At 66.1% G+C, this 24,012-nt stretch carries 19 protein-coding genes; 10 read left to right on the top strand and 9 right to left on the bottom strand.

The window, feature by feature from the left end; genetic code table 11:
* Positions 1-4: 4 nt before the first annotated feature.
* From ACROSR_RS02090 to ACROSR_RS02080, 3 genes are all read right to left on the bottom strand, one after another.
* Positions 5-991 carry a glycosyltransferase family 2 protein gene (locus tag ACROSR_RS02090; RefSeq protein ID WP_432682283.1) on the bottom strand — a complete coding sequence of 329 codons (987 nt, stop codon included), beginning with the start codon at positions 989-991 and terminating at the stop codon, positions 5-7.
* A gap of 113 nt (positions 992-1,104) precedes the next feature.
* On the bottom strand, positions 1,105-1,656 hold the full coding sequence (locus tag ACROSR_RS02085; protein WP_432682108.1) for an ActR/PrrA/RegA family redox response regulator transcription factor: 552 nt from the start codon (positions 1,654-1,656) through the stop codon (positions 1,105-1,107).
* A gap of 132 nt (positions 1,657-1,788) precedes the next feature.
* The gene (locus ACROSR_RS02080; protein WP_432682107.1) at positions 1,789-2,412 is read right to left on the bottom strand and encodes an SCO family protein; all 624 of its coding nucleotides are present in this window, start codon (positions 2,410-2,412) and stop codon (positions 1,789-1,791) included.
* A gap of 90 nt (positions 2,413-2,502) precedes the next feature.
* Here ACROSR_RS02080 and regB point away from each other — a divergent pair, with 90 nt between their 5' ends.
* The 10 genes from regB to hslU all read left to right on the top strand — a co-directional run bounded on the left by regB (position 2,503) and on the right by hslU (position 16,316).
* Positions 2,503-3,864, top strand: coding sequence for a sensor histidine kinase RegB (regB, locus tag ACROSR_RS02075; RefSeq protein WP_432682282.1), 1,362 nt, complete (start codon positions 2,503-2,505; stop codon positions 3,862-3,864).
* 98 nt (positions 3,865-3,962) lie between these two features.
* Positions 3,963-5,480, top strand: coding sequence for a PAS-domain containing protein (locus ACROSR_RS02070; RefSeq protein ID WP_432682106.1), 1,518 nt, complete (start codon positions 3,963-3,965; stop codon positions 5,478-5,480).
* 40 nt (positions 5,481-5,520) lie between these two features.
* Positions 5,521-5,997: a tRNA (adenosine(37)-N6)-threonylcarbamoyltransferase complex ATPase subunit type 1 TsaE gene (gene tsaE, locus ACROSR_RS02065; RefSeq protein ID WP_432682105.1), complete on the top strand. Its 477-nt coding sequence runs from the start codon at positions 5,521-5,523 to the stop codon at positions 5,995-5,997.
* The gene (locus ACROSR_RS02060) at positions 5,990-7,000 is read left to right on the top strand and encodes an aminoglycoside phosphotransferase family protein (RefSeq protein ID WP_432682104.1); all 1,011 of its coding nucleotides are present in this window, start codon (positions 5,990-5,992) and stop codon (positions 6,998-7,000) included. Before tsaE ends, ACROSR_RS02060 begins: the two co-directional genes overlap by 8 nt.
* Positions 6,988-7,674: a nucleotidyltransferase family protein gene (locus ACROSR_RS02055; protein WP_432682103.1), complete on the top strand. Its 687-nt coding sequence runs from the start codon at positions 6,988-6,990 to the stop codon at positions 7,672-7,674. The genes ACROSR_RS02060 and ACROSR_RS02055 overlap by 13 nt, the downstream gene beginning before the upstream one ends.
* On the top strand, positions 7,667-10,606 hold the full coding sequence (gene addB / locus ACROSR_RS02050; protein WP_432682102.1) for a double-strand break repair protein AddB: 2,940 nt from the start codon (positions 7,667-7,669) through the stop codon (positions 10,604-10,606). Before ACROSR_RS02055 ends, addB begins: the two co-directional genes overlap by 8 nt.
* Positions 10,603-13,971, top strand: a complete 3,369-nt coding sequence (gene addA, locus ACROSR_RS02045) for a double-strand break repair helicase AddA (RefSeq protein ID WP_432682101.1) — start codon at positions 10,603-10,605, stop codon at positions 13,969-13,971. Before addB ends, addA begins: the two co-directional genes overlap by 4 nt.
* Positions 13,972-14,028: 57 nt before the next feature.
* The gene (gene trxA, locus ACROSR_RS02040; protein ID WP_432682100.1) at positions 14,029-14,349 is read left to right on the top strand and encodes a thioredoxin; all 321 of its coding nucleotides are present in this window, start codon (positions 14,029-14,031) and stop codon (positions 14,347-14,349) included.
* A gap of 114 nt (positions 14,350-14,463) precedes the next feature.
* Entirely contained in the window at positions 14,464-15,018 is a 555-nt protein-coding gene (gene hslV / locus ACROSR_RS02035; protein WP_432682099.1) for an ATP-dependent protease subunit HslV, read from the top strand.
* Positions 15,015-16,316, top strand: coding sequence for an ATP-dependent protease ATPase subunit HslU (gene hslU, locus ACROSR_RS02030; protein WP_432682098.1), 1,302 nt, complete (start codon positions 15,015-15,017; stop codon positions 16,314-16,316). Before hslV ends, hslU begins: the two co-directional genes overlap by 4 nt.
* A gap of 21 nt (positions 16,317-16,337) precedes the next feature.
* Here hslU and ACROSR_RS02025 read toward each other — a convergent pair whose 3' ends face one another.
* From ACROSR_RS02025 to ACROSR_RS02000, 6 genes are all read right to left on the bottom strand, one after another.
* Positions 16,338-17,504, bottom strand: coding sequence for an acetate/propionate family kinase (locus ACROSR_RS02025; protein ID WP_432682097.1), 1,167 nt, complete (start codon positions 17,502-17,504; stop codon positions 16,338-16,340).
* Complete coding sequence (locus tag ACROSR_RS02020; RefSeq protein ID WP_432682096.1) at positions 17,504-18,922, bottom strand: bifunctional enoyl-CoA hydratase/phosphate acetyltransferase; 1,419 nt, start codon at positions 18,920-18,922, stop codon at positions 17,504-17,506. The genes ACROSR_RS02025 and ACROSR_RS02020 overlap by 1 nt, the downstream gene beginning before the upstream one ends.
* Positions 18,909-19,667: an enoyl-ACP reductase FabI gene (gene fabI, locus ACROSR_RS02015; protein ID WP_432682281.1), complete on the bottom strand. Its 759-nt coding sequence runs from the start codon at positions 19,665-19,667 to the stop codon at positions 18,909-18,911. The genes ACROSR_RS02020 and fabI overlap by 14 nt, the downstream gene beginning before the upstream one ends.
* Positions 19,668-19,679: 12 nt before the next feature.
* Complete coding sequence (locus tag ACROSR_RS02010; protein WP_432682095.1) at positions 19,680-21,416, bottom strand: PHA/PHB synthase family protein; 1,737 nt, start codon at positions 21,414-21,416, stop codon at positions 19,680-19,682.
* Between the two features lie 230 nt (positions 21,417-21,646).
* The gene (locus ACROSR_RS02005) at positions 21,647-22,279 is read right to left on the bottom strand and encodes an ABC-type transport auxiliary lipoprotein family protein (protein WP_432682094.1); all 633 of its coding nucleotides are present in this window, start codon (positions 22,277-22,279) and stop codon (positions 21,647-21,649) included.
* A complete protein-coding gene (locus ACROSR_RS02000; protein ID WP_432682093.1) occupies positions 22,276-24,009 on the bottom strand; it encodes an MlaD family protein in 1,734 nt (577 codons plus the stop codon). Before ACROSR_RS02000 ends, ACROSR_RS02005 begins: the two co-directional genes overlap by 4 nt.
* Positions 24,010-24,012: the final 3 nt, after the last annotated feature.

Here is a 24,012-nt window from a genome sequence, read left to right as displayed (position 1 = left end):
TTCATCACGCCCAGTTGCCCTTGGACATCAGCCCGAGGATCTCCAACTGCCGCCAGTTGATATATTTTTCCGACCATTTGCACCACAGGTCCGGGGTCTGCCGTGCGGCGGCGGCATAGGCCTCGTATTCGGTGCTGGCCGCATAATGCTGACGGCGGGTCAGCTCCTCGGTCGCCTTGGCGGGGAAGGTGTCGAGAAACTTGGCGTGCAGCAGGATCCCGCTGGTCTTTTCGCCGCCCCATGCGTCATGGGTCAGGTTCAGACCGCGCGGCAACAGCATGTGGGTCGAACTGTCATAGGCATAGCGGCGGTCCCATTTCACCAGCGGCGTCTTGTTGAGCGCGGGGGCCTTTTTCGGCGCGTCCGGGAAAAAGACGCGGGCCCGAGGGCCGCCCTGAATCCAGAGATTGCCGTAGAGTTTGTTGCGTTCGATCGTATAATTTCCCGGATCGAACCACGCGGCAATCTCGATCAGGTTCTGCCCGGCGCGATAGGGCACCGCGTCGATACGACCTTTCGGGTACATGTCCAGCAGCATCGCCCCGAAGGATCTGATATGACTGGTATCGAGCCAGTCGGTCAGGGCCCGTATGGGGCGCGTGTCGCAGAACGGGTAGACAAAGAACTCGTCCGCATCCACGACAAGCGTCCAGTGCCCGTGCCCGTACCGGCCTTGCAGCCAGTTGAGCCAGTCCACCCCGAAGCGCGCGCGCTTGTAGCTTGCGGCCGTCGACCATAGCGAGACGTCCGGCTGCTGTGCGAGATACGCCGCGCCGCCGTCGCGGCTGTCATTATCGACGATCAGGAAATGCGATATGCCAAGATCGCGGTAATAGCGCAGGAAATAGGGAAGGCGAATATGCTCGTCGCGCAGGGTCGCGAACAACAGCACATCGCCCTTGCGGATGACGCTGGTGCGATCCACGACCGGGCGCAGCGAGAAATGTTTGCGGAAGGCGCGGATCCGGGCCCGTTTGCGCCGCAATCGCATCCGGTATGATTGCCACGCCTTCACCGACATCAACCCCTGCCTGATACACCCGTCTTGTTACATATTATCAGGGCGATGTTAACAGGGCCTTTGCCACGCCCCGCGGGCTGTCATCAATGCGGGGACCGTTTCGCGAGGATGCGCTGCAGCGTGCGCCGGTGCATGCTCAGCCGACGGGCGGTTTCGCTCACATTGCGGTCGCATAGCTCGTACACGCGCTGGATATGCTCCCATCGCACGCGATCCGCGCTCATCGGATTGTCAGGTGGCGGGGGCAGGTCCGCGCCGGACGCCAAAAGCGCGGCGGTGATGTCGTTGGCATCCGCCGGTTTCGACAGGTAATCGGTGGCCCCCATCTTGACCGCAGCTACGGCAGTGGCGATCGCGCCATAGCCGGTCAGCACCACGATCCGGCTGTCCGGCCGCTTGTCGCGGATCACCTCGACCACGTCGAGGCCGTTGCCATCCTCGAGCCGCAGGTCACAAACGGCGAATGCGGGCGGGCGAGCCATAGCGATCTCGCGGCCGGCGGCGACGGAGACGGCCGTCTCTACCTCGAACCCGCGCTTTTCCATCGCCTTCGCAAGACGTCTGAGAAACGCGTCGTCATCATCCACCAGTAGGAGTGTTCTGTCGTCTCCGATAGTCTGCATCTCGTCGGTCATGATCGGCGTCCTGTAACATGCTGCAATTTCCGACATAGCCCGCGTCGCAGGTGCGTCAAAGGCACGGCATCAACCGCACGTGACGATGAGCGGGACAAAAGGCGGGCACCGTGCCTGCCTGTCGCGCGATCCCTAACTGGCGTCGATGAAGCATTGAACACGATCTGCCATCTGCTCGGCACTCGCGTCGCGGCGAAAGAAATCCACGAACCCGTGACCGGGCAGGGTGAGATAGGTCATGGTCGAGTGATCGACGAGATAGTAGTCGTCCTCGCCGTCGGATTTCTGCGCCTTGTAATAGGTGCGGTAGGCCTGCGAGGCGGCACGCACCTGTTCCGGGCTGCCGGTAAGGCCCAGCATCCGGGGATGCAGATAGTCCGTGAACTCTGCCAGGACCTCGGGCGTGTCGCGGGCCGGGTCGACCGAGATGAAGACCGGCTTCACGATCTCGCCCCGATCTTCGAGGATATCCACGGCGGCGGCGTTGCGCGCCGCGTCCAGCGGGCAGACATCAGGACAGAACGTGTAGCCGAAATAGATAAGCGTCGGCTTGTCGATGACATCCGCGTCGGTCACAATTGTGCCGGTTTCATCCACCAGTTCGAACGGTCCGCCGATCTGTGCCGAGCCGCCGGCCACGTTCGATGCCCGGCATTGCGCGAACTGGTCGCCATCCTGATCGGACATCATGACATAAGCCGCGCCGCCTGCTCCGATCACGACGAGGGCGGCCAGAACGGCGAACAGACGGGTCATGGAGATATCCTTGCGTTTTCTGCGAGACGATGCGAGCTACCTGTCGATTTAGCACCCTTGACCCGGCACGCAATGGAAATGCCCGCAGATATGATCGACGAGACCCCCGGTCTTTTCCGGATGCGCGTGCGGGGCAACTGGATCCGGCTGCGCACGCTGGTCCTGTTGCGCTGGTGGGCGATCTTTGGACAGGTCACGGCGCTGATCGTCGCCGATCGGGTATATCGCCTCGATCTCGAGATGGGGCTGTGTTTCCTGGTGGTCGGGGTCTCGGTGATCTCCAACCTGGTCGCCGCCTTCATCTTCGCTGAAAACAAGCGCCTGTCCGAACAGGACACCTTCCTCGTGGTGCTGTTCGACATGCTGCAACTGGGGACATTGCTGTACCTGACCGGCGGGCTCAACAATCCGTTCTCGATCCTGATCGTGGGGCCTGTGACGGTATCGGCGTCGGCCCTGTCGGGGCGGTCCACGGCCTTTCTGGGGGTCATGGCGATCGTCCTCGTGACGCTGATGATGCAGTTCTACCTGCCGCTGCGCACCGAGGACGGCGTGATCCTGAAGGTGCCCGACGTGTTCCGGTTCGGCAGTTGGGCGGCGATCGTCATCGCCGTGATGTTCCTTGGCGTCTACGCGCGCTGGATCGTTCAGGAAATGCGCGCCATGTCAGACGCCTTGCAGGCAACGCAGATGGCGCTCGCCCGCGAACAGAAATTGACCGATCTTGGCGGCGTGGTGGCGGCGGCGGCGCACGAGCTGGGCACACCGCTGGCCACGATCAAGCTAACCAGCGCGGAACTCGCCGAGGATCTCGAGGACAGACCGGACCTGCGCGACGATGCCCTTCTGATCCGCGATCAGGCGGATCGCTGCCGGGATATCCTGCGCGCGATGGGGCCGGCGGGAAAGGACGATCTGCACCTGCGCCGCACCCCTCTCGACGCGCTGATCGAAGAGGCGGCGGAGCCGCATGTGGATCGCGGCAAGCTGATCCATTTCGAGCATGCGGCGGGCATTCGGGACATGAGCACGCACCCCACCGTGCTGCGCCGGCCCGAGATCATCCATGGTCTGCGCAACCTGATCCAGAACGCCGTGGACTTCGCGCGCGAGAATGTCTGGGTCGAATCCTACTGGACCGATACCACCATCACCCTGCGGATCATGGATGACGGGCAGGGATACCCTGCCGACATGCTGGGCCGGATCGGTGATCCGTTCATCCGCCGGCGCGCACCGGCCGCCGAGGCACGCCGCCCGGACTACGAGGGGATGGGGCTTGGTCTTTTCATCGCCAAGACGCTTCTGGAACGCGCCGGCGCCGATCTGACCTTTGCCAACGGGGCCGATGCCATCCGGACCGGGGCCGTGATCGAGGTGACGTGGCCCCGCAAGGCACTCGAGGTGTCCGGTGACGTTACACTTGGCGAAAACCAGCGATTCAGCAACTAGAGCGACTTTACCGAAACCCATGTTCTCGTTAAACACGTGTTAACCAAGTTGCACGACAATCTGCATGACGCGCATCGGTGCAACTCAGGGGGACCGACATGACGATAACGGAACTGACGGTGTTGACGGTGACGGCCGGTCTTGTGTCGCTGGCCCTGATATGGATCCTGGGTGTCCTGCCAGAGCGGCGCAGAGCCCATGCAGAACCCGCGCGCCCGAACGACTGCCATTTTCTTTTTCGTGGCGACAGGCTTGTGGATCATGACGCGGGCGACAGCTTTCCCGCATCCGTGACCGATTCTGCGGCATGGACCGGGTTCCGGGACTGGCTCGGCTTTCGGTTTCCGGATCTGCCGGAAAGCCCGAATGTCATTTCCCCCGGCGAAACGCGGCATTTCCACAGCTGGCTGCCACAGGACAACGCCCATATCGAAGCACGGGCAACGCCGGGTGCGCTGCGCGTTCGGCTGTGCGAGGATCAGCCGCCGTCGGCGGCGGGCCTGAACGAGATCAGGCGCGCGCATCATGCATCCGGCGCGTCCCGTCAGGCGCTGCGGGTCGCCCCGTACCCGGTCTGGATGTCGGATGATGCCGGGGTCATGGTGTGGGAAAACAGCGCGGCCGCGGCGTTGTCGGATGCGGACAAGGCGCGCATGTCGGCCGAACTGATGCCGCCCCCCACCCCCCCGAAGACAAAGACGCGCCGAATCCGCGTGCCCGACGGCGACGTGCAGACGCCCGACAAGTGGTTCGACGTGACGGTCAGATGCCGGGAAGACGGGCGGTTGTTTTTCGCAAACGACGTGTCGGGCCTGGTGGCGGCCGAGACCACGCAGCGCGAGTTCGTGCAGACCCTGGGCAAGACCTTCGCCGATCTGCCGACCGGATTGGCCGTGTTCGACCGTGCCAAGACGCTCGTGATGTTCAATCCCTCGCTCATCGATCTGACCGGGCTGCAGGTCGAGTTTCTCAGCGCGCGCCCGGATATCGTGGCCTTCTTCGACATGCTGCGCGACCGGCAGGTGATGCCGGAGCCCAAGAACTATTCAAGCTGGCGCAGCCAGATCAATGACATGGTCAGCGCCGCGCATGATGGCCACTACCGCGAGATGTGGAGCCTTGCCAACGGCCAGAGCTATCGTGTGACGGGACGCCCCCACCCGGACGGGGCGGTCGCCTTCCTGTTCGAGGACATCTCGCACGAGATGTCCCGGACGCGCCATCACCGCGGCGAAATGGCGCTGCGCGACTCGTTGCTGGACCATCTTGACGCGGCAGTCGCGGTTCTGTCCCAGGACCGGCGGGTGATCTTTTGCAACCGTGCATTCGGCGATATTATCGACATGACCCCGGACACGCCGATCACCGAGCTGTGCCTGTCGGACGTCATGCAGGCCTGCCAAGCGCGCTTTCCCGACAGGATGCTCTGGTCAGAAGTCGAAAACCGGATCACCTCGAATGCGCTTCGCAACACGCTGACCGACAGTATCGCGCCGGACGGTGCGGGGACGCGGGTCGATCTCAAGCTCACGCCGCTGGGACAGGGGCGCGCGATGCTCTCGCTTCATCAGCAGGCCCAGCAAAGCGCGCTTCGGGAACCCGAGCGTATCGCCTGATCCGGGTTGCGGGCAGGCATGGCGCGTGTAGTGTCGGGCCATGTCCGACCTGTGCCACAGCCTTGCCCTTGATCACCCCGACAAGACCTGCGCGCTGGCACGGGCCATGGCGCCGCGCCTTGGTTCCGGTGATGTGCTGCTGCTCGACGGCGGCGTGGGGGCGGGCAAGACGCATTTCGCGCGCTGCCTGATCCAGTCATGCCTGACCGATCCCGAGGATGTGCCGTCGCCCACCTACACGCTGGTTCAGGTCTACGCCGCCCCGACATGCGAGATCTGGCACGCCGATCTCTACCGGCTTGGCGATCCGGGCGAGGTCACGGAACTGGGCCTCGACGAGGCGTTCGAGACCGCGATCTGCCTTGTTGAATGGCCTGACCGTCTGGGCGATCTGTGCCCGGCGACCGCGCTTTCGCTGCATTTCGCGACCGGGGCGGACGAAAACTGTCGCCACCTGACACTGACATGGACCGATCCGCGCTGGACGGCCCGGCTGGCGGGGCTCGCCGATGTCTGATCGCGCACAGGCCACAGCCGATTTCATCCGTGCGAGCGGTTGGTACGGCGCCGAAACCCGCCCGCTTGCCGGGGACGCGTCGAACCGTCGGTATCTGCGCTTGCGCGCCCGGGACGGCGCGCGGGCCGTGCTGATGGATGCGCCTGCCGACAGGGGCGAGGATGTCACGGCCTTTGCCCGGATCGCGCGGCACCTTTCGGGGCTGGGCCTGAGTGCGCCGCGGATCCTCGCCGAGGACAGCGCGGGTGGCTTTCTTCTGCTCGAGGATCTGGGCGACGCCCTGTTCGCGCGGGTGCTGGAGGCCGAGCCCGGCAAGGAACCGCCGCTCTACGAGGCCGCGACCGATGTACTGGTCGAGCTGCACCGCCATCCGCCCCCGACCGGGCTGGAGCCGTATTCGCCACGCGTGATGGCCGACATGGCCGCGCTTGCCTTCGACTGGTATCTTGATGGCGGTACCGTGTCGGATAGCCCCGCGCGGGCCGGGTTTCACGTCGAAATGCAAGCGCTGCTCGCGCAGCATGCGCAACGGGCGGATGTCCTGATCCAGCGCGACTATCACGCGGAGAACCTTCTGTGGCTGCCCGACCGCGCCGGCGTCGCACGGGTCGGGTTGCTCGACTTTCAGGATGCCATGCGCGGCCATCCCGCCTATGATCTGGTGTCGGTCCTGCAGGATGCGCGCCGCGATGTGCCGCCCGACATCGAAAGCGCGATGATCGACCGCTACGTGGCGGCGACCGGCGCGGATCCGGAGGCTTTCATCACCGCCTATCATTGCCTTGGCACGCAGAGAAACCTGCGTATTCTCGGTGTCTTCGCGCGGCTCTGCCTGCGCGACGGCAAGGCGCATTACGTGGATCTGATCCCGCGGGTCTGGGACCTGTTGCAGCGTGATCTCGGGCATCCGGCGCTGCAAGGCATTGCCGCACATGTGCAGGACAACCTGCCCGCTCCGGACGCAACCTTTCTGCAGGGGCTGAAAGAACGATGCGCGACATGACGTTTCCGGTGATGCTGTTCGCCGCCGGGTTCGGCACGCGGATGGGCGCGCTGACGAGGGATCGCCCCAAGCCGCTGATCCAGGTCGCGGGGCGCGCCCTGATCGACCATGCGCTTGATCTCGTGGCCGAGTACGGCCCGCCGCGCACGGTGGTCAACCTGCATTACCTGCCTGACCGGATCACCGCGCATCTCGCCGGGCGTGACGTGGCCTTCTCGCACGAGACGCAAGACATCCTCGAGACCGGGGGCGGGCTGCGTGCCGCATTGCCGCTGTTGGGGCCGGGGCCGGTCGTCACCATGAACACCGATGCGGTCTGGCACGGGCCGAATCCGCTGTGCCATCTCGCGGCACGGTGGCGGCCCGACGACATGGACGCGCTGCTGCTTTGCGTGCCGCCCGACCGCGCGGTGGGGCATTCTGGCGCCGGTGACTTCCGCATCGCCGCCGACGGGCGTGCGGCGCGCGGGCCGGGCCTGATCTATTCGGGCGTTCAGATCATCAAGCCCGACCTGCTGCACGAGATCGAGGACCGGTGCTTTTCGCTCAACGTTCTGTGGGACAAGATGCTGCGTGACGGGCGGCTGTCGGCCACGCCCTATCCCGGCCGGTGGTGCGACGTCGGACGTCCCGAGGGGATCGCGCAGGCCGAGGCGATGCTGCGCGATGTTTGAGCCGTCGGACACCCCGCGCGTCTATGGCCTGGCCCCCGGTCTTGATTTTCCGCGCGCGCTGGTCGAGGGGCTGCGCGCGCGCCATGCCGGCCAGCCGCCCGAGGCGCTGGCGCGTGTCACCCTGATCGTGAACACCCGCCGCATGGCGCGGCGCATCCGCGATCTGTTCGACCAAGGGCCACCCTGCCTGTTGCCGCGGATCAGCCTTGTCACCGATCTGGGCGAGATGTGGGACCTGGCGCATGTCCCCGACCCGGTGCCACGCCTGCGCCGGCGGCTGGAACTGGTGCAGCTCATCTCGCGGCTGCTCGACAGCCAGCCCGATCTGGCGCCGCGCAGCGCGATCTTTCACCTTGCCGACAGTCTTGCCGGGCTGGTGGACGAGATGCATGGCGAGGGTGTGGCGCCGCAGGTCATCGAGGATCTCGATGTCAGCGACCAGTCCGGCCACTGGGCGCGGATCAAGGCCTTTCTGGGCATCGTGCGGCACTATTTCGAGGCCGATCCCGAAAACCCGGACGTGGAGACACGGCAGCGCATGGTGATCGAACGGCTGGCAGATCTATGGGCCGAGGCGCCGCCGCAGGCCCCGATCATCGTTGCCGGATCAACGGGCTCGCGCGGGGCGACACAGGTTTTGATGCAGGCGGTGGCGCGATTGCCGCAGGGCGCGGTGGTGCTGCCCGGTTTTGATTTCGACGCGCCGGCGCATGTCTGGGATGCGCTCGGCGATGCGATGACATCCGAGGATCATCCGCAATACCGTTTCGTGAAGTTTGCCGAAGGCGCGGGAATTTCCGCGCATGATGTGCGCCCGTGGTCCGACGGCACGCCGCCCAGCCCGGCGCGCAACGCGCTGATGTCGCTGGCCCTGCGCCCCGCGCCCGTCACCGATCAGTGGCTGCGCGACGGACCGGCCTTGCAGGGCATCGAAAATGCAATGGCCGATGTCACGCTGATCGAGGCGCCGTCGACGCGGGCCGAGGCGCTGGCGATCGCGATGCGTCTGCGGCAAGCCGCCGAGGACGGCCAGACCGCCGCGCTGATCACGCCCGACCGCACGCTCAGCCGGCAGGTGACCGCCGCCCTCGACCGTTGGCACATCCTGCCCGATGACAGCGCGGGTCAGCCGCTGCACCTGTCGCCGCCGGGGCGGTTCCTGCGTCATGTCGCCGATCTGTCTCGCCAGACGCTGAGCGCGGAGGCGCTGCTGACCCTGCTCAAGCACCCGCTGACGCATCAGGGGGGGCTGCGCGGCGATCACCTGCGCCTGACGCGCGAGCTGGAACTGCACCTGCGCCGCCACGGCCCGCCCTATCCCACGGCCGAAAGCCTGCGGGCCTGGGCTGGCGCCAAGTCCGACGCGCTGATCCCCGAGTGGGTGACATGGCTTTGCGATTGTTTCACCGATCAGGCCCAGCCCGACGACATGCCCCTGGACACCCGTGTCGCGGCGCATGTCGCGCTGGCGGAACGGATTGCACAGGGCTGTCGCGGCGACGGGGCCGGCACGCTCTGGCAGAAAGAGGCCGGGCAGGACGCGCGCAAGGCGGTCGACGGGCTGTTGGCCGAGGCCGGGGCGGCGGGCGCGTTGAACGCCACCGATTACGCCAGCCTGTTTCACAGCATCCTTGCCAACGAGGAGGTCCGAACCCCGACCGAGCCGCATCCCCATATCCTGATCTGGGGCACGCTGGAGGCGCGGGTGCAGGGCGCGGACCTGCTGATCCTTGCCGGGCTGAACGAGGGCAGCTGGCCCGAGGCGCCCGCGCCCGACCCGTGGCTCAACCGGTCCTTGCGGCATCGCGCGGGGCTGTTGCTGCCGGAACGGCGGATCGGCCTGTCGGCACATGATTTCCAGCAGGCGGTGGCGGCGAAAGAGGTCTGGCTGACACGCGCGGTCAGGTCCGACGATGCCGAAACGGTGGTGTCGCGCTGGCTGAACCGGGTTCAGAACCTGCTGGCGGGGTTGCCCGACCAGGGCGGTGTGGCGGCGCTTGGGGCGATGCGCGACCGCGGGCAGGCATGGCTTGACCAGGTCGCGGCGCTGGAAACCCCCGTGGAGGCGCCGCGCGCCGCGCGTCCTGCGCCCGCGCCCCCGGTCGCCGCGCGCCCCGATCACCTGAGCGTCACGGAAATCAAGCGGTTGATCCGCGACCCTTACGCGATCTACGCGCGCCATGTGCTGCGTCTGCGCCCGCTCGATCCGCTGATGAAGGTGCCCGATGCGCTGCTGCGCGGCACCGTCCTGCACGAGGTGCTGGAGCGGTTCGTCAAGGCTGTGCGGGACGATCCCGGCAAGGCCACGCGCGACGTCCTGCTGTCGATGGCGGACGAGGTTCTGATGCGTGACGTGCCCTGGGCCGAGGCGCGCACATTGTGGCTGGCCCGGCTGGAGCGGGTGGCGGACTGGTTCATTGAAAGCGAACAGGGCCGACGCAGCATCGCCGAACCTTATGATTTCGAGGTGCGCGGGCGCGCCGCGATCGCCGAACTGGGGTTCGTCCTGTCGGCCAAGGCGGACCGCCTCGACCTCGATGCGCAGGGACGGCTTTGCATCTACGACTACAAGACAGGCGCGCCGCCCTCGGCCAAGGAACAACGCAGCTTTGACAAGCAGTTGCTGCTTGAGGCCGCGATGACCGAGCGCGGCGCGTTCGCGGAACTTGGCCCGGTCCCGGTGCGCTGCGCGGTGTTCATCGGGCTGGGCAGCCCCCCGAAGGAAGTGCCCGCGCGCCTTGATGAAGAACCCGCCGAACAGGTCTGGTCCGAGTTCACGGAGCTGATCGCGGCCTATTCGGTGCCGGGCAAGGGCTATGTCGCGCGCCGCGCGCCGCACAGCGCCGCTGAGCGTGGCGATTACGACCAGCTGGCGCGGTTCGGCGAATGGGATGTGACCGATCCCCCCGATGAGACGGGCGTGGGGCAATGAGCGTGCGCGATGCCGCCACGCAGGCGCAGGTCGATGCGGCGCGCCCGGACCTGTCGACATGGCTTTCGGCCAATGCCGGATCGGGCAAGACCCGCGTTCTGACAGACCGGGTCGCGCGGTTGCTGCTGGACGAGGTGAACCCGCAGCACATCCTGTGCCTGACCTACACCAAGGCCGCCGCAAGCGAGATGCAGAACCGGCTGTTCGAGCGTCTGGGAAGCTGGGCGATGCTGCCCGATGGCGAACTGCGGAGCGCCCTGCACAGGCTGGGCCACGAGGGCGTGATCGACGAGGATACGCTGCGCCGCGCGCGCCGCCTTTTCGCGCAGGCGATCGAGACGCCCGGCGGCCTTCGCATCCAGACGATCCACTCTTTCTGCGCCGCGCTTCTGCGCCGCTTTCCGTTGGAGGCCGGTGTCACCCCGCAATTCGCCGAGATGGAGGACCGCACCGCGCGTCTCTTGCGGGCCGAGATCGTCGAGGAGCTGGCCAGCGGGCCGCAGTCTGGGGTGTTCTATGCGTTGGCCCGGCATTATTCGGGCGAGACGCTTGATGGCCTGACATCCGAAATCACCCGCCACCGCGCCGGGTTCGCGCATTCCCCGGACGACGCGGAGCTCGCCGCGCTGTTCGGTCTGCCCGAGGGTCTGAACATGGCCGGGATCGAGGCCCGCGCCTTTCTCGGCAACGAGCAAACCTTGCTGGACCAGTTGATACCGGCGCTCAGGGCCGGTTCGGCGAATGACGTCAAGGCCGCCGAGAAACTCGCACGGATCGGCGCGTTGGATCATGGTGCCCTTGCTGTCCTTGAGGATGTCTTTCTGACCGGCAGCGGCGCGAAAGACCCGTTTTCGGCCAAGATCGGGACGTTTCCGACCAAGGCCACGCGCGCAGGTCTGACCGGGGTGATCGACCAGATCGAACAATGGATGCTGCGCATCGAAGAGACCCGCGCCGCGCGTCTCGCCCTTGCCGCGATGCAAAAGACCCGTGCGTTGCACGATTTCGCGCAAATCTTCCTTCCGGCCTATGCGCGCGCCAAGCAATTGCGCGGCTGGCTGGATTTCGACGACCTGATCCTCTGCGCGCGTGATCTGCTGACCGACCCGGCGGTTGCGGCCTGGGTGCTGTACCGGCTGGATGGCGGGATCGACCATATCCTCGTGGACGAGGCGCAGGATACCAGCCCCGTGCAGTGGCAGGTGATCGAGCGTCTGGCACAGGAATTCACCAGCGGGCAGGGCGCGCGGGCCGACACGGCCCGCACGATCTTCGTGGTGGGCGACAAGAAACAGTCGATCTATTCCTTCCAGGGGGCCGATCCGCGAGAGTTCGACCGCATGCAGCACGATTTCGCCAACCGCCTTGCGGGTGCCGGGACACCCCTGCAATCGCGGGTGCTGGCCTGGTCCTTTCGCTCATCGCGCGCGATCCTGACCTGCGTCGATTGCTGTTTCGATGACAGTGCCGATAGCGGTTTTGCGCCCGAGGAACGCCACAAGGCGTTTTTCGACGCACTCCCCGGCCGGGTGGATCTGTGGCCGGTGGTGGAAAAACCCGACACCGAAGAGCCGCCCGCGTGGCATCAGCCCGTCGATATTCGTGGGGCGTCGGATCCGGCGATCCTGCTGGCCCGCCGCGTGGCATCCGAGATGCGCGCGATGCTCGACCGCGGCGAGATGATCCCGGATGGTGCCGCGTCGTCGGGGGGCCGACCCGTCACTGCCGGGGATTTCCTGATACTCGTGCGCCGCCGCTCGGCGCTCTTTCACGAGATCATCCGCGCGTGCAAGGCCGAAGGCCTGCCGATCGCCGGGGCGGATCGGCTCAAGGTCGGCGCCGAACTGGCGGTGCGCGATCTGGGGGCCTTGCTGGCGTTCCTGTCCACGCCCGAGGATGACCTGTCGCTGGCCACAGCCCTGAAATCGCCGCTGTTCGGCTGGTCCGAGGCGCAGCTATACGATCTCGCGCAGGGCCGCGAAGCGCGCTACCTGTGGCAGGCGCTGCGCAACAGGCGGGCGGAGTATCCGGCCGAGATGGCGGTGATCGACGATCTTCTGGATCACGTCGATTACCTGCGCCCGTTCGAGCTGATCGAGCGCATCCTGACCCGGCATGACGGACGCCGCCGCCTGCTGGCCCGTCTGGGCCGCGAGGCCGAGGACGGGATCGACGCCCTGCTGTCCCAGGCGATGGCTTACGAGCAGCGCGCCGTCGACAGCCTGACCGGGTTCCTTGTCTGGATGGAGACCGACGATCTGGAGATCAAGCGCCAGATGGACAGCGCCGGCGACCGCATCCGCGTGATGACGGTTCACGGTGCCAAGGGGCTGGAGGCGCCGGTGGTGATCCTGCCGGAAACCGGCGCGTGGCGTGCCTCGCCGACCCCGCAGATCGTCACGGCGGGCGATGTGCCGCTCTGGACCGGCCCGGCGGCCGATATGCCCGAGGTGATCGGCGACGCCGTCGCCGGTGCGCGCACCGCGCAGGAGGCCGAGCGTGACCGCCTGCTCTACGTCGCCATGACCCGCGCCGAGACCTGGCTGATCGTCGCAGCACACGGCGATCCGGGCAAGCCGGGCACGTCCTGGTACGACAAGATTCGGCGCGGGATGGACGGCGCCGGGGCTGTGCCGCATGACTTTGCCGATGGGACGGGTCTGCGTCTGCAACACGGGGACTGGCCAGAGGCGCGGACGCCGTCAGGGTCCGCCGCGCCGTCACCTGCCCCTGTCCTCGCCCCGATATTCACCCAGGTTGCCGCACAGCATCCGCCGCGCCAGAAAACCCTGAGCCCGTCCGAGGATCTTGGAGGGGACAAGTCGCTGCCGGGCGAGGATGGTCTTGACAAGGATGCCGCCACGCGGCGCGGCCGGCAGGTGCATCGCCTGCTGGAATTCCTGCCCCAGATGCCCGCGCCCGACTGGCCCGCGACGGCGGCGCGCCTGCTGGCGAATGGCGCGGATGCGGCCACGGGCGCGGAACTGGCGCTGTTGCTGGCCGAGGCGGAAAAGGTCCTTACGCGGCCCAGCCTCGGGCCGCTCTTCGCCGGCGATGCGCTGACCGAGGTGTCGATCACCGCCGATCTCGGGGCGCGGCGGTTGCACGGCACCATCGACCGGCTGATCGTCGAACCCGATCACGTGCTGGCGGTGGATTTCAAGACCAACGCCATGGTGCCCGACACCGTTCAGGAGTGTCCGGACGGTCTTTTGCGGCAGATGGGGGTCTATGCGCATGCGCTGTCGGCGCTGTACCCGGACCGGCGGATCGAGACGGCGCTGCTCTGGACGCGGACCGCAACGCTGATGCGACTGCCGCACGACAGCGTGACCGCGGCGCTCGAATCCGCCGGGATCGCTTGACGCGCCGCGCCCGGCTCCATACTTACAATTCACACCCGAAACGTTAGGAGAACCGACATGGCCACCGTTGCCGTAACCGACGCCACCTTCGACGCCGAAGTAAAAAATTCCGATGTCCCCGTCGTCGTGGATTTCTGGGCCGAATGGTGCGGCCCCTGCAAGCAGATCGGCCCCGCGCTTGAAGAACTGGCCAACGAGATGAACGGCAGGATCAAGGTCGCCAAGGTCGATGTTGACAGCAACCCCAATTCCGCGGCCTCGATGGGCATTCGCGGCATTCCGGCGCTGTTCATCTTCAAGAATGGCGAGGTCGTGTCGAACAAGACCGGTGCCGCGCCCAAGGCCGCACTGCAAAGCTGGATCGAAGAGAGCATCTGAGCCGCGACAGTTGTCCGCAAGGGGGCTGCAGCATACGCGGCCCCCTTATTCACGCGCAGCTTGCCCCCGCGGTGCGGCGCGCGCACCGTCCGGAACGAAACGGAGCCCCCGATCATGAGCGATTTTCCCGGTTGGCACGGAACCACCATCATCGGTGTGCGCAAGGGCGGCGAGGTTGTCGTCGCCGGGGACGGTCAGGTCAGTCTTGGCCAGACCGTGATCAAGGGCGGTGCGCGCAAGGTCCGCAGGCTCAGCCCCGGTGGCTATGATGTCGTGGCGGGCTTTGCCGGATCGACCGCGGACGCCTTCACCCTGCTGGAACGGCTGGAAACCAAGCTCGAGGCGACACCGGGACAGTTGCAGCGCGCCTGCGTCGATCTCGCCAAGGACTGGCGCACCGACAAGTACCTGCAAAAGCTCGAGGCGATGCTGATCGTGACAGATGGCGATCAACTATACGTCATCACCGGCGCCGGCGACGTGCTGGAACCCGAGCATGACGTGGCCGCCATCGGTTCGGGCGGCAATTTCGCGCTCGCCGCCGCGCGCGGCCTGTCCGACAAGACAGACTTGTCGGCCGAGGAGATTGCCCGCAAGGCAATGGCCATCGCAGCTGATATCTGCATTTACACCAACGGCAATCTCACCGTGGAGACCATTTCGAAATGACCGACCTGACCCCGCGCGAGATCGTCTCGGAGCTTGACCGCTTCATCATCGGCCAGAAAGAAGCCAAGCGCGCGACCGCCGTTGCCTTGCGTAGCCGCTGGCGGCGCAAGCAGCTGGCTGACGATCTGCGCGACGAAGTGTACCCCAAGAATATCCTGATGATCGGCCCCACGGGCGTCGGCAAGACCGAGATCAGCCGCCGTCTGGCCAAGCTGGCCCGCGCGCCCTTCATCAAGGTCGAGGCGACCAAGTTCACCGAAGTGGGCTATGTCGGGCGCGATGTTGAACAGATCATCCGCGATCTGGTGGACAGCGCCATCACCCAGACCCGCGAGTGGATGCGCGAGGACGTCAAGGCCCGCGCCGAGGCCGCCGCAGAGGAACGCGTGATCACCGCCATCGCCGGCGAGGATGCCCGCGAGGGCACGCGCGAGATGTTCCGCAAGAAGCTGCGTGACGGGCTGCTTGACGACACGATGATCGATATCGAGGTCAGCGACACCTCCAACCCGTTGGGTGGTATGGAAATTCCGGGCCAGCCGGGGTCGCAGATGATGAACCTGGGCGACATTTTCGGCAAGGCGTTCGGCGGGCGCACCACCACAAAGCGGGTCAGCGTCGCCGATAGCCATGACCTGCTGATCGGGGAAGAGGCTGACAAGCTGCTCGATGACGAGACGGTCAATCGCACCGCGCTCGACTCCGTGGAAGAAAACGGCATCGTGTTTCTGGACGAGATCGACAAGGTCTGCGCCAAGTCCGACGCGCGCGGTGGCGACGTCTCACGCGAGGGTGTGCAGCGTGATCTGCTGCCGCTGATCGAGGGCACGACCGTCAGCACCAAGCATGGCGCGGTCAGGACCGATCATATCCTGTTCATCGCTTCGGGCGCGTTTCACACCGCCAAGCCGTCGGACCTGTTGCCCGAACTGCAGGGGCGGCTGCCCATCCGTGTCGAGTTGCGTGCGCTGACCGAGGCGGATTTCGTGCGAATCCTGACCGAGACCGACAATGCCCTGACGCGGCAATACACCGCCCTCATGGGCACCGAGCAGGTCACGGTGGACTTCACCGAGGATGGGATCGCGGCGCTGGCCCGGATCGCGGCCGAGGTGAACCAGTCGGTCGAGAATATCGGCGCGCGCCGGCTTTACACGGTGATGGAGCGGGTGTTCGAAGAGTTGAGCTTTACCGCCCCCGATCGCACCGGCGAGACGGTGACCGTGGACGCGGATTTCGTCGAGGCGAACCTTGGCGAATTGATGAGATCCACGGATCTTAGCCGCTACGTGCTTTGAGCCTCGCCTGACGCGCGCGGTTCAGCCCACCCGGTCGACCAGCGCGCGCAGGATCACGCCCTCTTCATCGGTGGGGATCATGGCGGCGGTCACACGGCTGTCGGGGCTCGAAATCAGTGTCTCGTTGGCCGCGTTCGCGGCTTCATCGGGCACCAGCCCAAGCCAACCCAGACCCGCCATCACCTTCGACCGGACCACGGGCGAGCGTTCGCCGATCCCTGCGGTGAAGACCAGCGCATCCAGACCCCCGAGGCTTGCGGTCAGTGCGCCGATCTGGCGCTGGATCATGTGCACGAACAGCGCGACGGCCTCGGCCGCCTCGGGGGCCGGGCTGGCCAGAAGGTCGCGCATGTCCGAACTGATCCCCGAAACGCCCGCAAGGCCGCTCTTTTTACCCAGAAGCGTTTCCAGCGCGTCGGCGTCCATCCCCTTTTCGCGCATCAGGTGGATCAGCACGCCGGGGTCGATCTGCCCGCAGCGCGTGCCCATCATCAGCCCGTCAAGCGCGGTAAAGCCCATCGTGGTGTCCACGCTTTGCCCGCCCTCCATGGCGCACAGGCTTGCGCCGCTGCCCAGATGCGCGACGATGACCTTGCCGCGTGCCACGCGGTCTTCCATCATCTCCGGCAGGCATGCGGCGATGTGATCGTAGGACAGCCCGTGAAAGCCGTAGCGCAGGATGCCCTCGTCCGACAGTGCGCGGGGCAGGGCGAAAAGCTGGGTGTGGCGCGGGCGGGTGCGGTGGAACGCGGTGTCGAAACAGGCGATCTGCGGGCAGGCCGGCCAGCGTGCGGCGACCGCGCGAATGCCCATCAGGTTGTAGGGCTGATGCCCCGGCGCCAGCGGGCAGAGCGCGTCCAGCCGGGTCAGAACGTCGTCCGTGATCCGTGCCGGCGCGTCAAAATCCTGTCCGCCATGCACCACGCGGTGCCCTGCGCCGACCAGATCCAGCGGCCCGAGACGCGCGTCTAGCCCGGCCAGCAGCCAGTCGATCAGCGCGCCCATGTCGATCTTGTCATCTTCGGGGTGCAGGGTCTGCCTTGTCTCGCCCTCGTGCAGGGTCATGACGGGCGTGCGCCCAACCCCCTCGATCGCGCCGTGGGCGATGCGGTCATGGCTGTCGGCGTCGTGCAGGGCGAACTTCACGCTGGACGAGCCGGTGTTGAGGATCAGCAGCACCCCGGACATCAGACAGGCGTCGAGGGTTGTGCGTCCGCCAGAAGCCGTGCGAGGGCCGCCGATGCAAGGCGCGCGGCGGCGCTGTCGGACCGGCTGGTCAGCATGATCGGCACCCGCGCGCCGACCGCGACACCCGCCGCTTCGGCACCGGCCAGATGAATGAGCTGTTTCGAGATCATGTTGGCACTTTCGAGGTTCGGCGCGACCAGGATATCGGCAAGGCCCGCCACGTCGGATTTGATGCCCTTGGCCTTGACCGCCTCGGGCGAGATCGCGTTGTCAAAGGCCAGCGGCCCGTCCACCAGCCCCCCGGTGATCTGGCCGCGGTCGTGCATCTTGCAGATCGAGGCGGCCAGCAGCGTCGAGGGCAGCTTCGAGGTCACCGTCTCGACCGCCGAAAGAATCGCGGCGCGCGGTGTCTCGATCCCCAGGGCGATGGCCAGATCCAGAGCATTCTGCACGATATCCGCAAGCGTGGGAAGATCCGGCGCGATGTTGATCGCCGCGTCGGTGATGAAGAGCAGCCGCTCGTGATCCGGCACGTCGAGTGCGAAGACATGGCTGAGGCGGCGTTCGGTGCGCAGGCCCTTGGCGCGGTCGAGGACGGCCTCCAGCAACTCGTCGGTGTGCAGCTTGCCCTTCATCAACGCGCTTGCGCGGCCCTCGCGCACCAGTGCGACGGCGGCCTCGGCGGCGGCATGGCTGTGCGGGGCATCGATGATACGGTCGGCATCGACCGTGACGCCCGCATCCGAGGCCGTGGCCTCGATCTTGGCGCGGGGGCCAACCCAGAACGGCTCGATCAGGCCGGCCTGTTCGGCCTGAAGCGCGCCCAGCAGGCTGAGGCTGTCGCAGGGATGCACGACCGCCGTCGGCATCGGGGGCAATTCGTGTGCCTGTTCGACCAGCGCGTTGAACCGCGCGCCGGGCTTGTGCATCCGCACCGTGGGCAGCGCGGTCACCGCGCGGCTGATCTTGTGGCGCGGCGCCAGCACCTCGGCCCGGCCATCGATCACCACCTTGTCGTGCTGGTTGCGGCACAGGCAATCAAGCGTCACGCGGCCGCTGTCGCGGTCGATCTCGGCCACGGTGACGCGCACGGTGATGCTGTCGCCGATGGCCACCGGGCGTTTGAAATGCAGCGACTGGTCGGTATAGATCGTGCCCGGCCCCGGCAGGCGCGTCCCCAGCACCGCCGAGATCAGCGCGCCGCCCCACATGCCATGCGCGACGACGTGGTGAAACTGTGTCTCGTCGGCATAGTCGGCATCGAGATGCGCGGGGTTCACGTCGCCCGACATCACCGCGAACAGCTCGATATCCTCTTGCGCCAGAACGCGCACCATCTCGGCGCTTTCGCCGATGCTCAACTCGTCCAGCGTGCGGTTCTCGATCCGCTCGGGGGTATCCCCGTTACATTCGGACATGCCGTCCTCCGTCGATATAGGAAATGGACCCGGTGACGCCCGATGCCCGGTCCGAGGCAAGGAACGCGGCCATTTCGCCGACCTCGTCGATGGTCACCAGCCGCCTTTGCGCCGCATGCTCGCGGGCATCCTGCATCAGGCTTTCGAAATCCTCGATGCCCGACGCCGCGCGCGTGGCGATGGGGCCGGGTGACAGGACGTTGGCGCGAATGCCCTGCGGCCCCAGTTCGACCGCGACCTCGCGGGTGACGCCCTCGAGCGCGGCCTTGACCGGGCCCATGATGTTGTAATGGTCCACCACCTTTTCGGCGCCGTAATAGCTGACCGTCAGCAGGCTGCCGCCCTTCTGCATCAATGGCTCTGCCTTGCGCGCGAGGCGCAGGAAGGAATGGCACGAGATGTCCATCGCCTGTGCAAAGCCATCGGCAGAGCAGTCGACGACGCGCCCGTGCAGGTCGTCCTTGGGGCAGAACGCCACCGAATGCAGCAGGAAATCCAGCCGGCCCCAGCGGTTGGCGATGGTGTCGAAGACCGCGTCGATCTGCGCGGGATCGGCAAGATCGAGCGGCAGCAGTTCGGCGGCCCCGGCGGCGTCGGCGACGGGCCGCACATGCGGCAGCGCGCGGTCATTCATGTAGGTCAGCGCAAGCGTGGCCCCCTCGCGTGCGAACGCCTTGGCACAGCCCGCCGCGATGGAGTGTTCATTCGCCACGCCGACCACGAGACCGATCCGGTTTTCAAGCATCATGGCGCGTCCTCACGTCTGAAAGACATAGGTGCCGGGGGCATCGTCCCGTGGCTCGTAGCCCGCATCGGGCCGTCCCATGGGCGGCGGCGCGACACGCTCGCCAGAGAGGGTTTCAAGCCAGTCGGCCCAGCCCAGCCACCACGACCCTTCGGTCACCGGCGCGGCATCGCGCCAGGCCTCGTGATCGAGGTAGCGCCCGGCATGGAGCGTCGTCGACATCCGGTAGTGGCGGTGCCTGTGGCCCGGCTCGGAGATGATGCCGGCATTGTGCCCGCCATTGGTGAGGATGAAGGTGATATCGGCATCGGTCAGGTGATGGATCTTGTAGACCGAGGTCCACGGCGCGACATGATCCTTCTCGGTGCCCACGGCACAGATCGGCAGATCCAGATCGCTGAGCGACACGATCTTTCCGTCGATCCGGTATTTCCCGTTCGACAGCCGGTTTTCCAGAAACAGGCCCCGCAGGTATTCCGAATGCATCCGGTAGGGCATGCGTGTGGTGTCGGCATTCCACGCCATCATGTCGTTGGGTTCGGCATGTTCGCCCATCATGTTCTCGCGGATCAGACGCGACCAGACCAGGTCGTTGGAGCGCAGCATCGTGAACGCCCCCGCCATCTGGTCGCCGTCGAGATAGCCCTGCTGCGCCATCAGATCCTCGAGCAGCGCGACCTGCGCCTCGGAGACGAACAGCGCAAGCTCGCCCGGCTCGGAGAAATCCACCTGCGCGGCCAGAAGCGTCATCGACGCCAGCCGATCGTCGCCTGCGCGCTTCATCGTCGCCGCCTGGATCGCCAGCAGCGTACCGCCAAGGCAATACCCCGTGGCATGGATGCGGTCCGACCCGGTGATCGCCTCGATCGCGTTGAGCGCCATGCGCGGCCCCTGATCGAGATATTCCTGCATCCCCAGATCACGGTCGTCCGCGCCGGGGTTGCGCCACGAGATCATGAAGACCGTGTATCCCTGCGACACCAGCCAGCGCACCATCGAGTTGTGCGCCGACAGATCGAGGATATAGTATTTCATGATCCATGCCGGGACGATCAGGATCGGCTCGGGGTGCACGGTTTCGGTGGTGGGGGTGTACTGGATCAGTTCGGCCAGATGGCTGCGGGCGACGACCTTGCCGGGGGTCGCGGCAAGGCCGTCTCCGACTGTCAGTTCCGCAGGTGTCGGCTGCGGCTCGGGGTCCGGTGTGACGTTTCTGGAGACATCCGCAACGGTGTTCATCATGCCCTGCACAAGGCTTGCACCCTTGGTCTGGTGCGCGCGTGTCAGGACTTCGGGGTTGAGATGCGGAAAATTGGTTGGAGAGACCGTGTCGAGCGCCTGCCGGACCGCAAAGCTCAGCGCGGCCTCGTTGCTGGCGGACATGCCGCGCACATCCGTCGTGGCCGACTGCCACCAGTCCTCGGTCAGCAGGAAACTGTCGCGCAGCATCGAAAACGGCGGTGTGTCCCAATGCTCTGACGCGAAACGGCGGTCTTCCTGCACCGGCAGGGCCGCGTCGGGGTTCATGCTGCGTGCCGCGATCGCGGCCGGCGCCTGCATTGCCTTTTCGGCCAGCAAGCTTTGTTTTCCGGGGGCCGTGGCAAGGTGCATGGACCAGTCCGCCATCGCGGACATAAGTGTCGATGGGGCCATGCCACCGGTCGCCTTGCCGATGGTCAGGCGTGCTATGCGATCCAGAAAATCTGCATATGCGGTGGTGATGTCGGTGGAGGGGGGCCGTTCGGTCATGCTTTGCCTCAAATCTTGTCTCAAATCACGGTATCACAGGTATGTGTCAGTGATAATGCACCTGCAGAAAATTATGTGCAGGTGCAGCAAAATGCAAACAGCCGTAAGTATCTGCAGGGAAAACAAGGCGGGAATGACCTGTGGGGCATGGTTTCACAACCGCGGTGGCCGTGACGCCCCGCGCTGTCGTGTGGCGCTGCGTGCCGGCGGGCAAGGCCGCGCATCGCGTTTCAGCCCGAAACGCCAAGTCCCATGCGCCGCAGGGCCCATGTCCGCAGGTCGTTCAGGGCCGCCGTCGTGGCCTGATCGAACCCTGCGACCAGATCGGCTGTTTCCGTGGACGCGACGGTGGACGCGGTCTCGACGGTGCGGCTGCCCAGGATGACGGTATCCTCGCCGCGCACAAGCTGCGCGCTCAGCCGGACACGTGTCGTCGCCGTGGTTCCGTCAGGTCCGAGTTCGGCCTGAAAATCGGTAAGCTCGGATATCAGCGTATAATCCGCCGAGCCGCCGAGCGGGCGACGCCCGACGTAACGCAGTGCGTTGGTATCCGCGAAGCTGCGGACCATGAGCGTGGTCAGCATGACGGGGGCGTTATCCGTCCAGCGGGACGCGGGCAGATATGCCACCTCGACCGGGCTGGGCCGGATCATGATCCGGTCCGTATCAAGCGCGCCGCTCGTGCTGGGCGTCTCGATCACCAGATCGCGTTGCAGGCTGCCCCGCACCGTGGGGGTGTCGGCCGGCGCGCGCAGTTCATAGGCTTGCAGCGGTGTCGTGGCCTCGTTGACCGCGGTGATGGCCGCACATCCGCTCAGAGCCAGTGCGACCAACGGAAACAGAATGCTGCGTAAAGGGGTCATCTGCGGAACTCCGGTGTCTGACGGTTGAGGAAGAACTGCGCGGGATTGCGCTCGATCTGTCGGGCGATGCGTTCGAAATTGGCGATCAGTGCGCGGGTCTCTTGGGCCAGTTGCATGTATTGCGGCAGGCCGGACGTCGTGAACTGCCGGATCGGTTCGCCCGAGTCCGCCATCAGTTGCCCGACCTCTTCAAAGGCGCGGTTGGCGGTCCTGGCGGCGTCGCGCAGGTCCGCGGTGATTGCGGGCACATCGTCGGCCACCTGTGCGATTGCCCCGTCCAGCCGCTGCATGACCTGCCGCAAGTCCGCGGTGATCGCCCCCAGATCCTCGTTGATGACCCTGTCGGCACCGGAGAACGCCCGTTCGGCCGCTTCGAGGCTGCGCTCGCCGGTGACCAGCGCCTGATCGATCGCTTCCAGCGTCCGGTTGGCATTGGCAAAGGTCTCGGTCACCTGCGCGAGCGTGGTGGCGGCATCATCGGCGAGGCCGTCGATCTTGCCGGTGGCATCGCTCAGGTTCGTGCCGACCTCTGCCGCGACGCGGTTCACGGTGTTCGTCGCATCCCGGATATCCGCGACGATCGCGGGCAGATCGGTCTCGGCCACCGCATTGACTGACGCGATCGCCCGATCGGCATTCTCGATCATCGTCCGCGTCTCGGATACCAGCGCGGCACCTTCGGTCGTGATAAGCCCGTCAAACGAGGTCACCGCCCCGTCGATCGTGTCGAGCGTCGCGACCAGCCGGCCGATGGCGTTCTCGGTGGCCGTCAGGGTGGCCTCGGCTTCGGTCAGCCGCGCCGTGGCGGCGCTGCCGACGGCCGAGAATTCGCCGATCATGCCGCGCGCATCGGTCACCAGATCGCCCGTCTGTTCGCGCAGGAACAACGTGGTGGCCGTCAGATCCTGTGCGATCGCCTGCAATTCGCCGGTCATGAAGACCTCTGCCGCGTCAAGCGCGCCGCGCCCGCTTTCGAGGGCGGCGTCGGCCTCGTCCAGCGACGTCTCGATCCGGCCCGAAAGCGAGGTCAACGCCTCCAGCGTCGTGTCGAGATTGCCGAGGGTATCCTCGACGGCGGCAACGACAGGGTTGAGCCGGCCAGCGAAGTCCGCGATGTCATCCGAGGCCTGGCCGATGGTGCGGCTGACCCCCGAGAATTCCGACAGGGCGCGCGAGATCTCGCCGGACGAGTCCGCGAGGTTGTCCAGGATCAGTTGAACCTTCTGCTGGTTGTCGTCGTTCAGCAGTTGGCCGATGTTTTCCATGACGGTGACGGCCTCTTCGACGATCCTTGGCGCGTCCTCGGTCAGGGTCTGGATCACCGAGCGGCCGGTCTCGATTTCGGGGATGCCGTCTTCGTCGGTCAGAAGGGGCGCGTCCGGAGTGCCGGACGTGATGCCGACGAACGAGACGCCGGTCACGCCCATGGATTCGATGGTCGCGACGCTGTCGGTTCGCACCGGGGTATCGCCTGCGATCTCAATGCGGGCCACCACCGTCCCGTCGCCCTCGGGTGCAAGATCCACGGAAACGACCTGCCCCACGGGAAGCCCGGAAAACCGGACCTCCGAGGCGCGCGAGAGGCCGGACACGGACGAAAACCGCACGTCGTAATAGTCGAACTGGCGGTCCAGTTCGAATTGGGCGAACCACAGCAGAAAGCCCAGAATGCCGATGAAACCGGCGAGGGCGAACGCTCCGATCAAGACGTAGTTTGCACGTGTTTCCATGGT

This window comes from Roseovarius tibetensis (assembly GCF_050896375.1).
Lineage (GTDB): Bacteria > Pseudomonadota > Alphaproteobacteria > Rhodobacterales > Rhodobacteraceae > Roseovarius > Roseovarius tibetensis.
The sequence above is the reverse complement of the archived record's forward strand: the minus strand, read 5'-3'. Positions and strand labels throughout refer to the sequence as shown.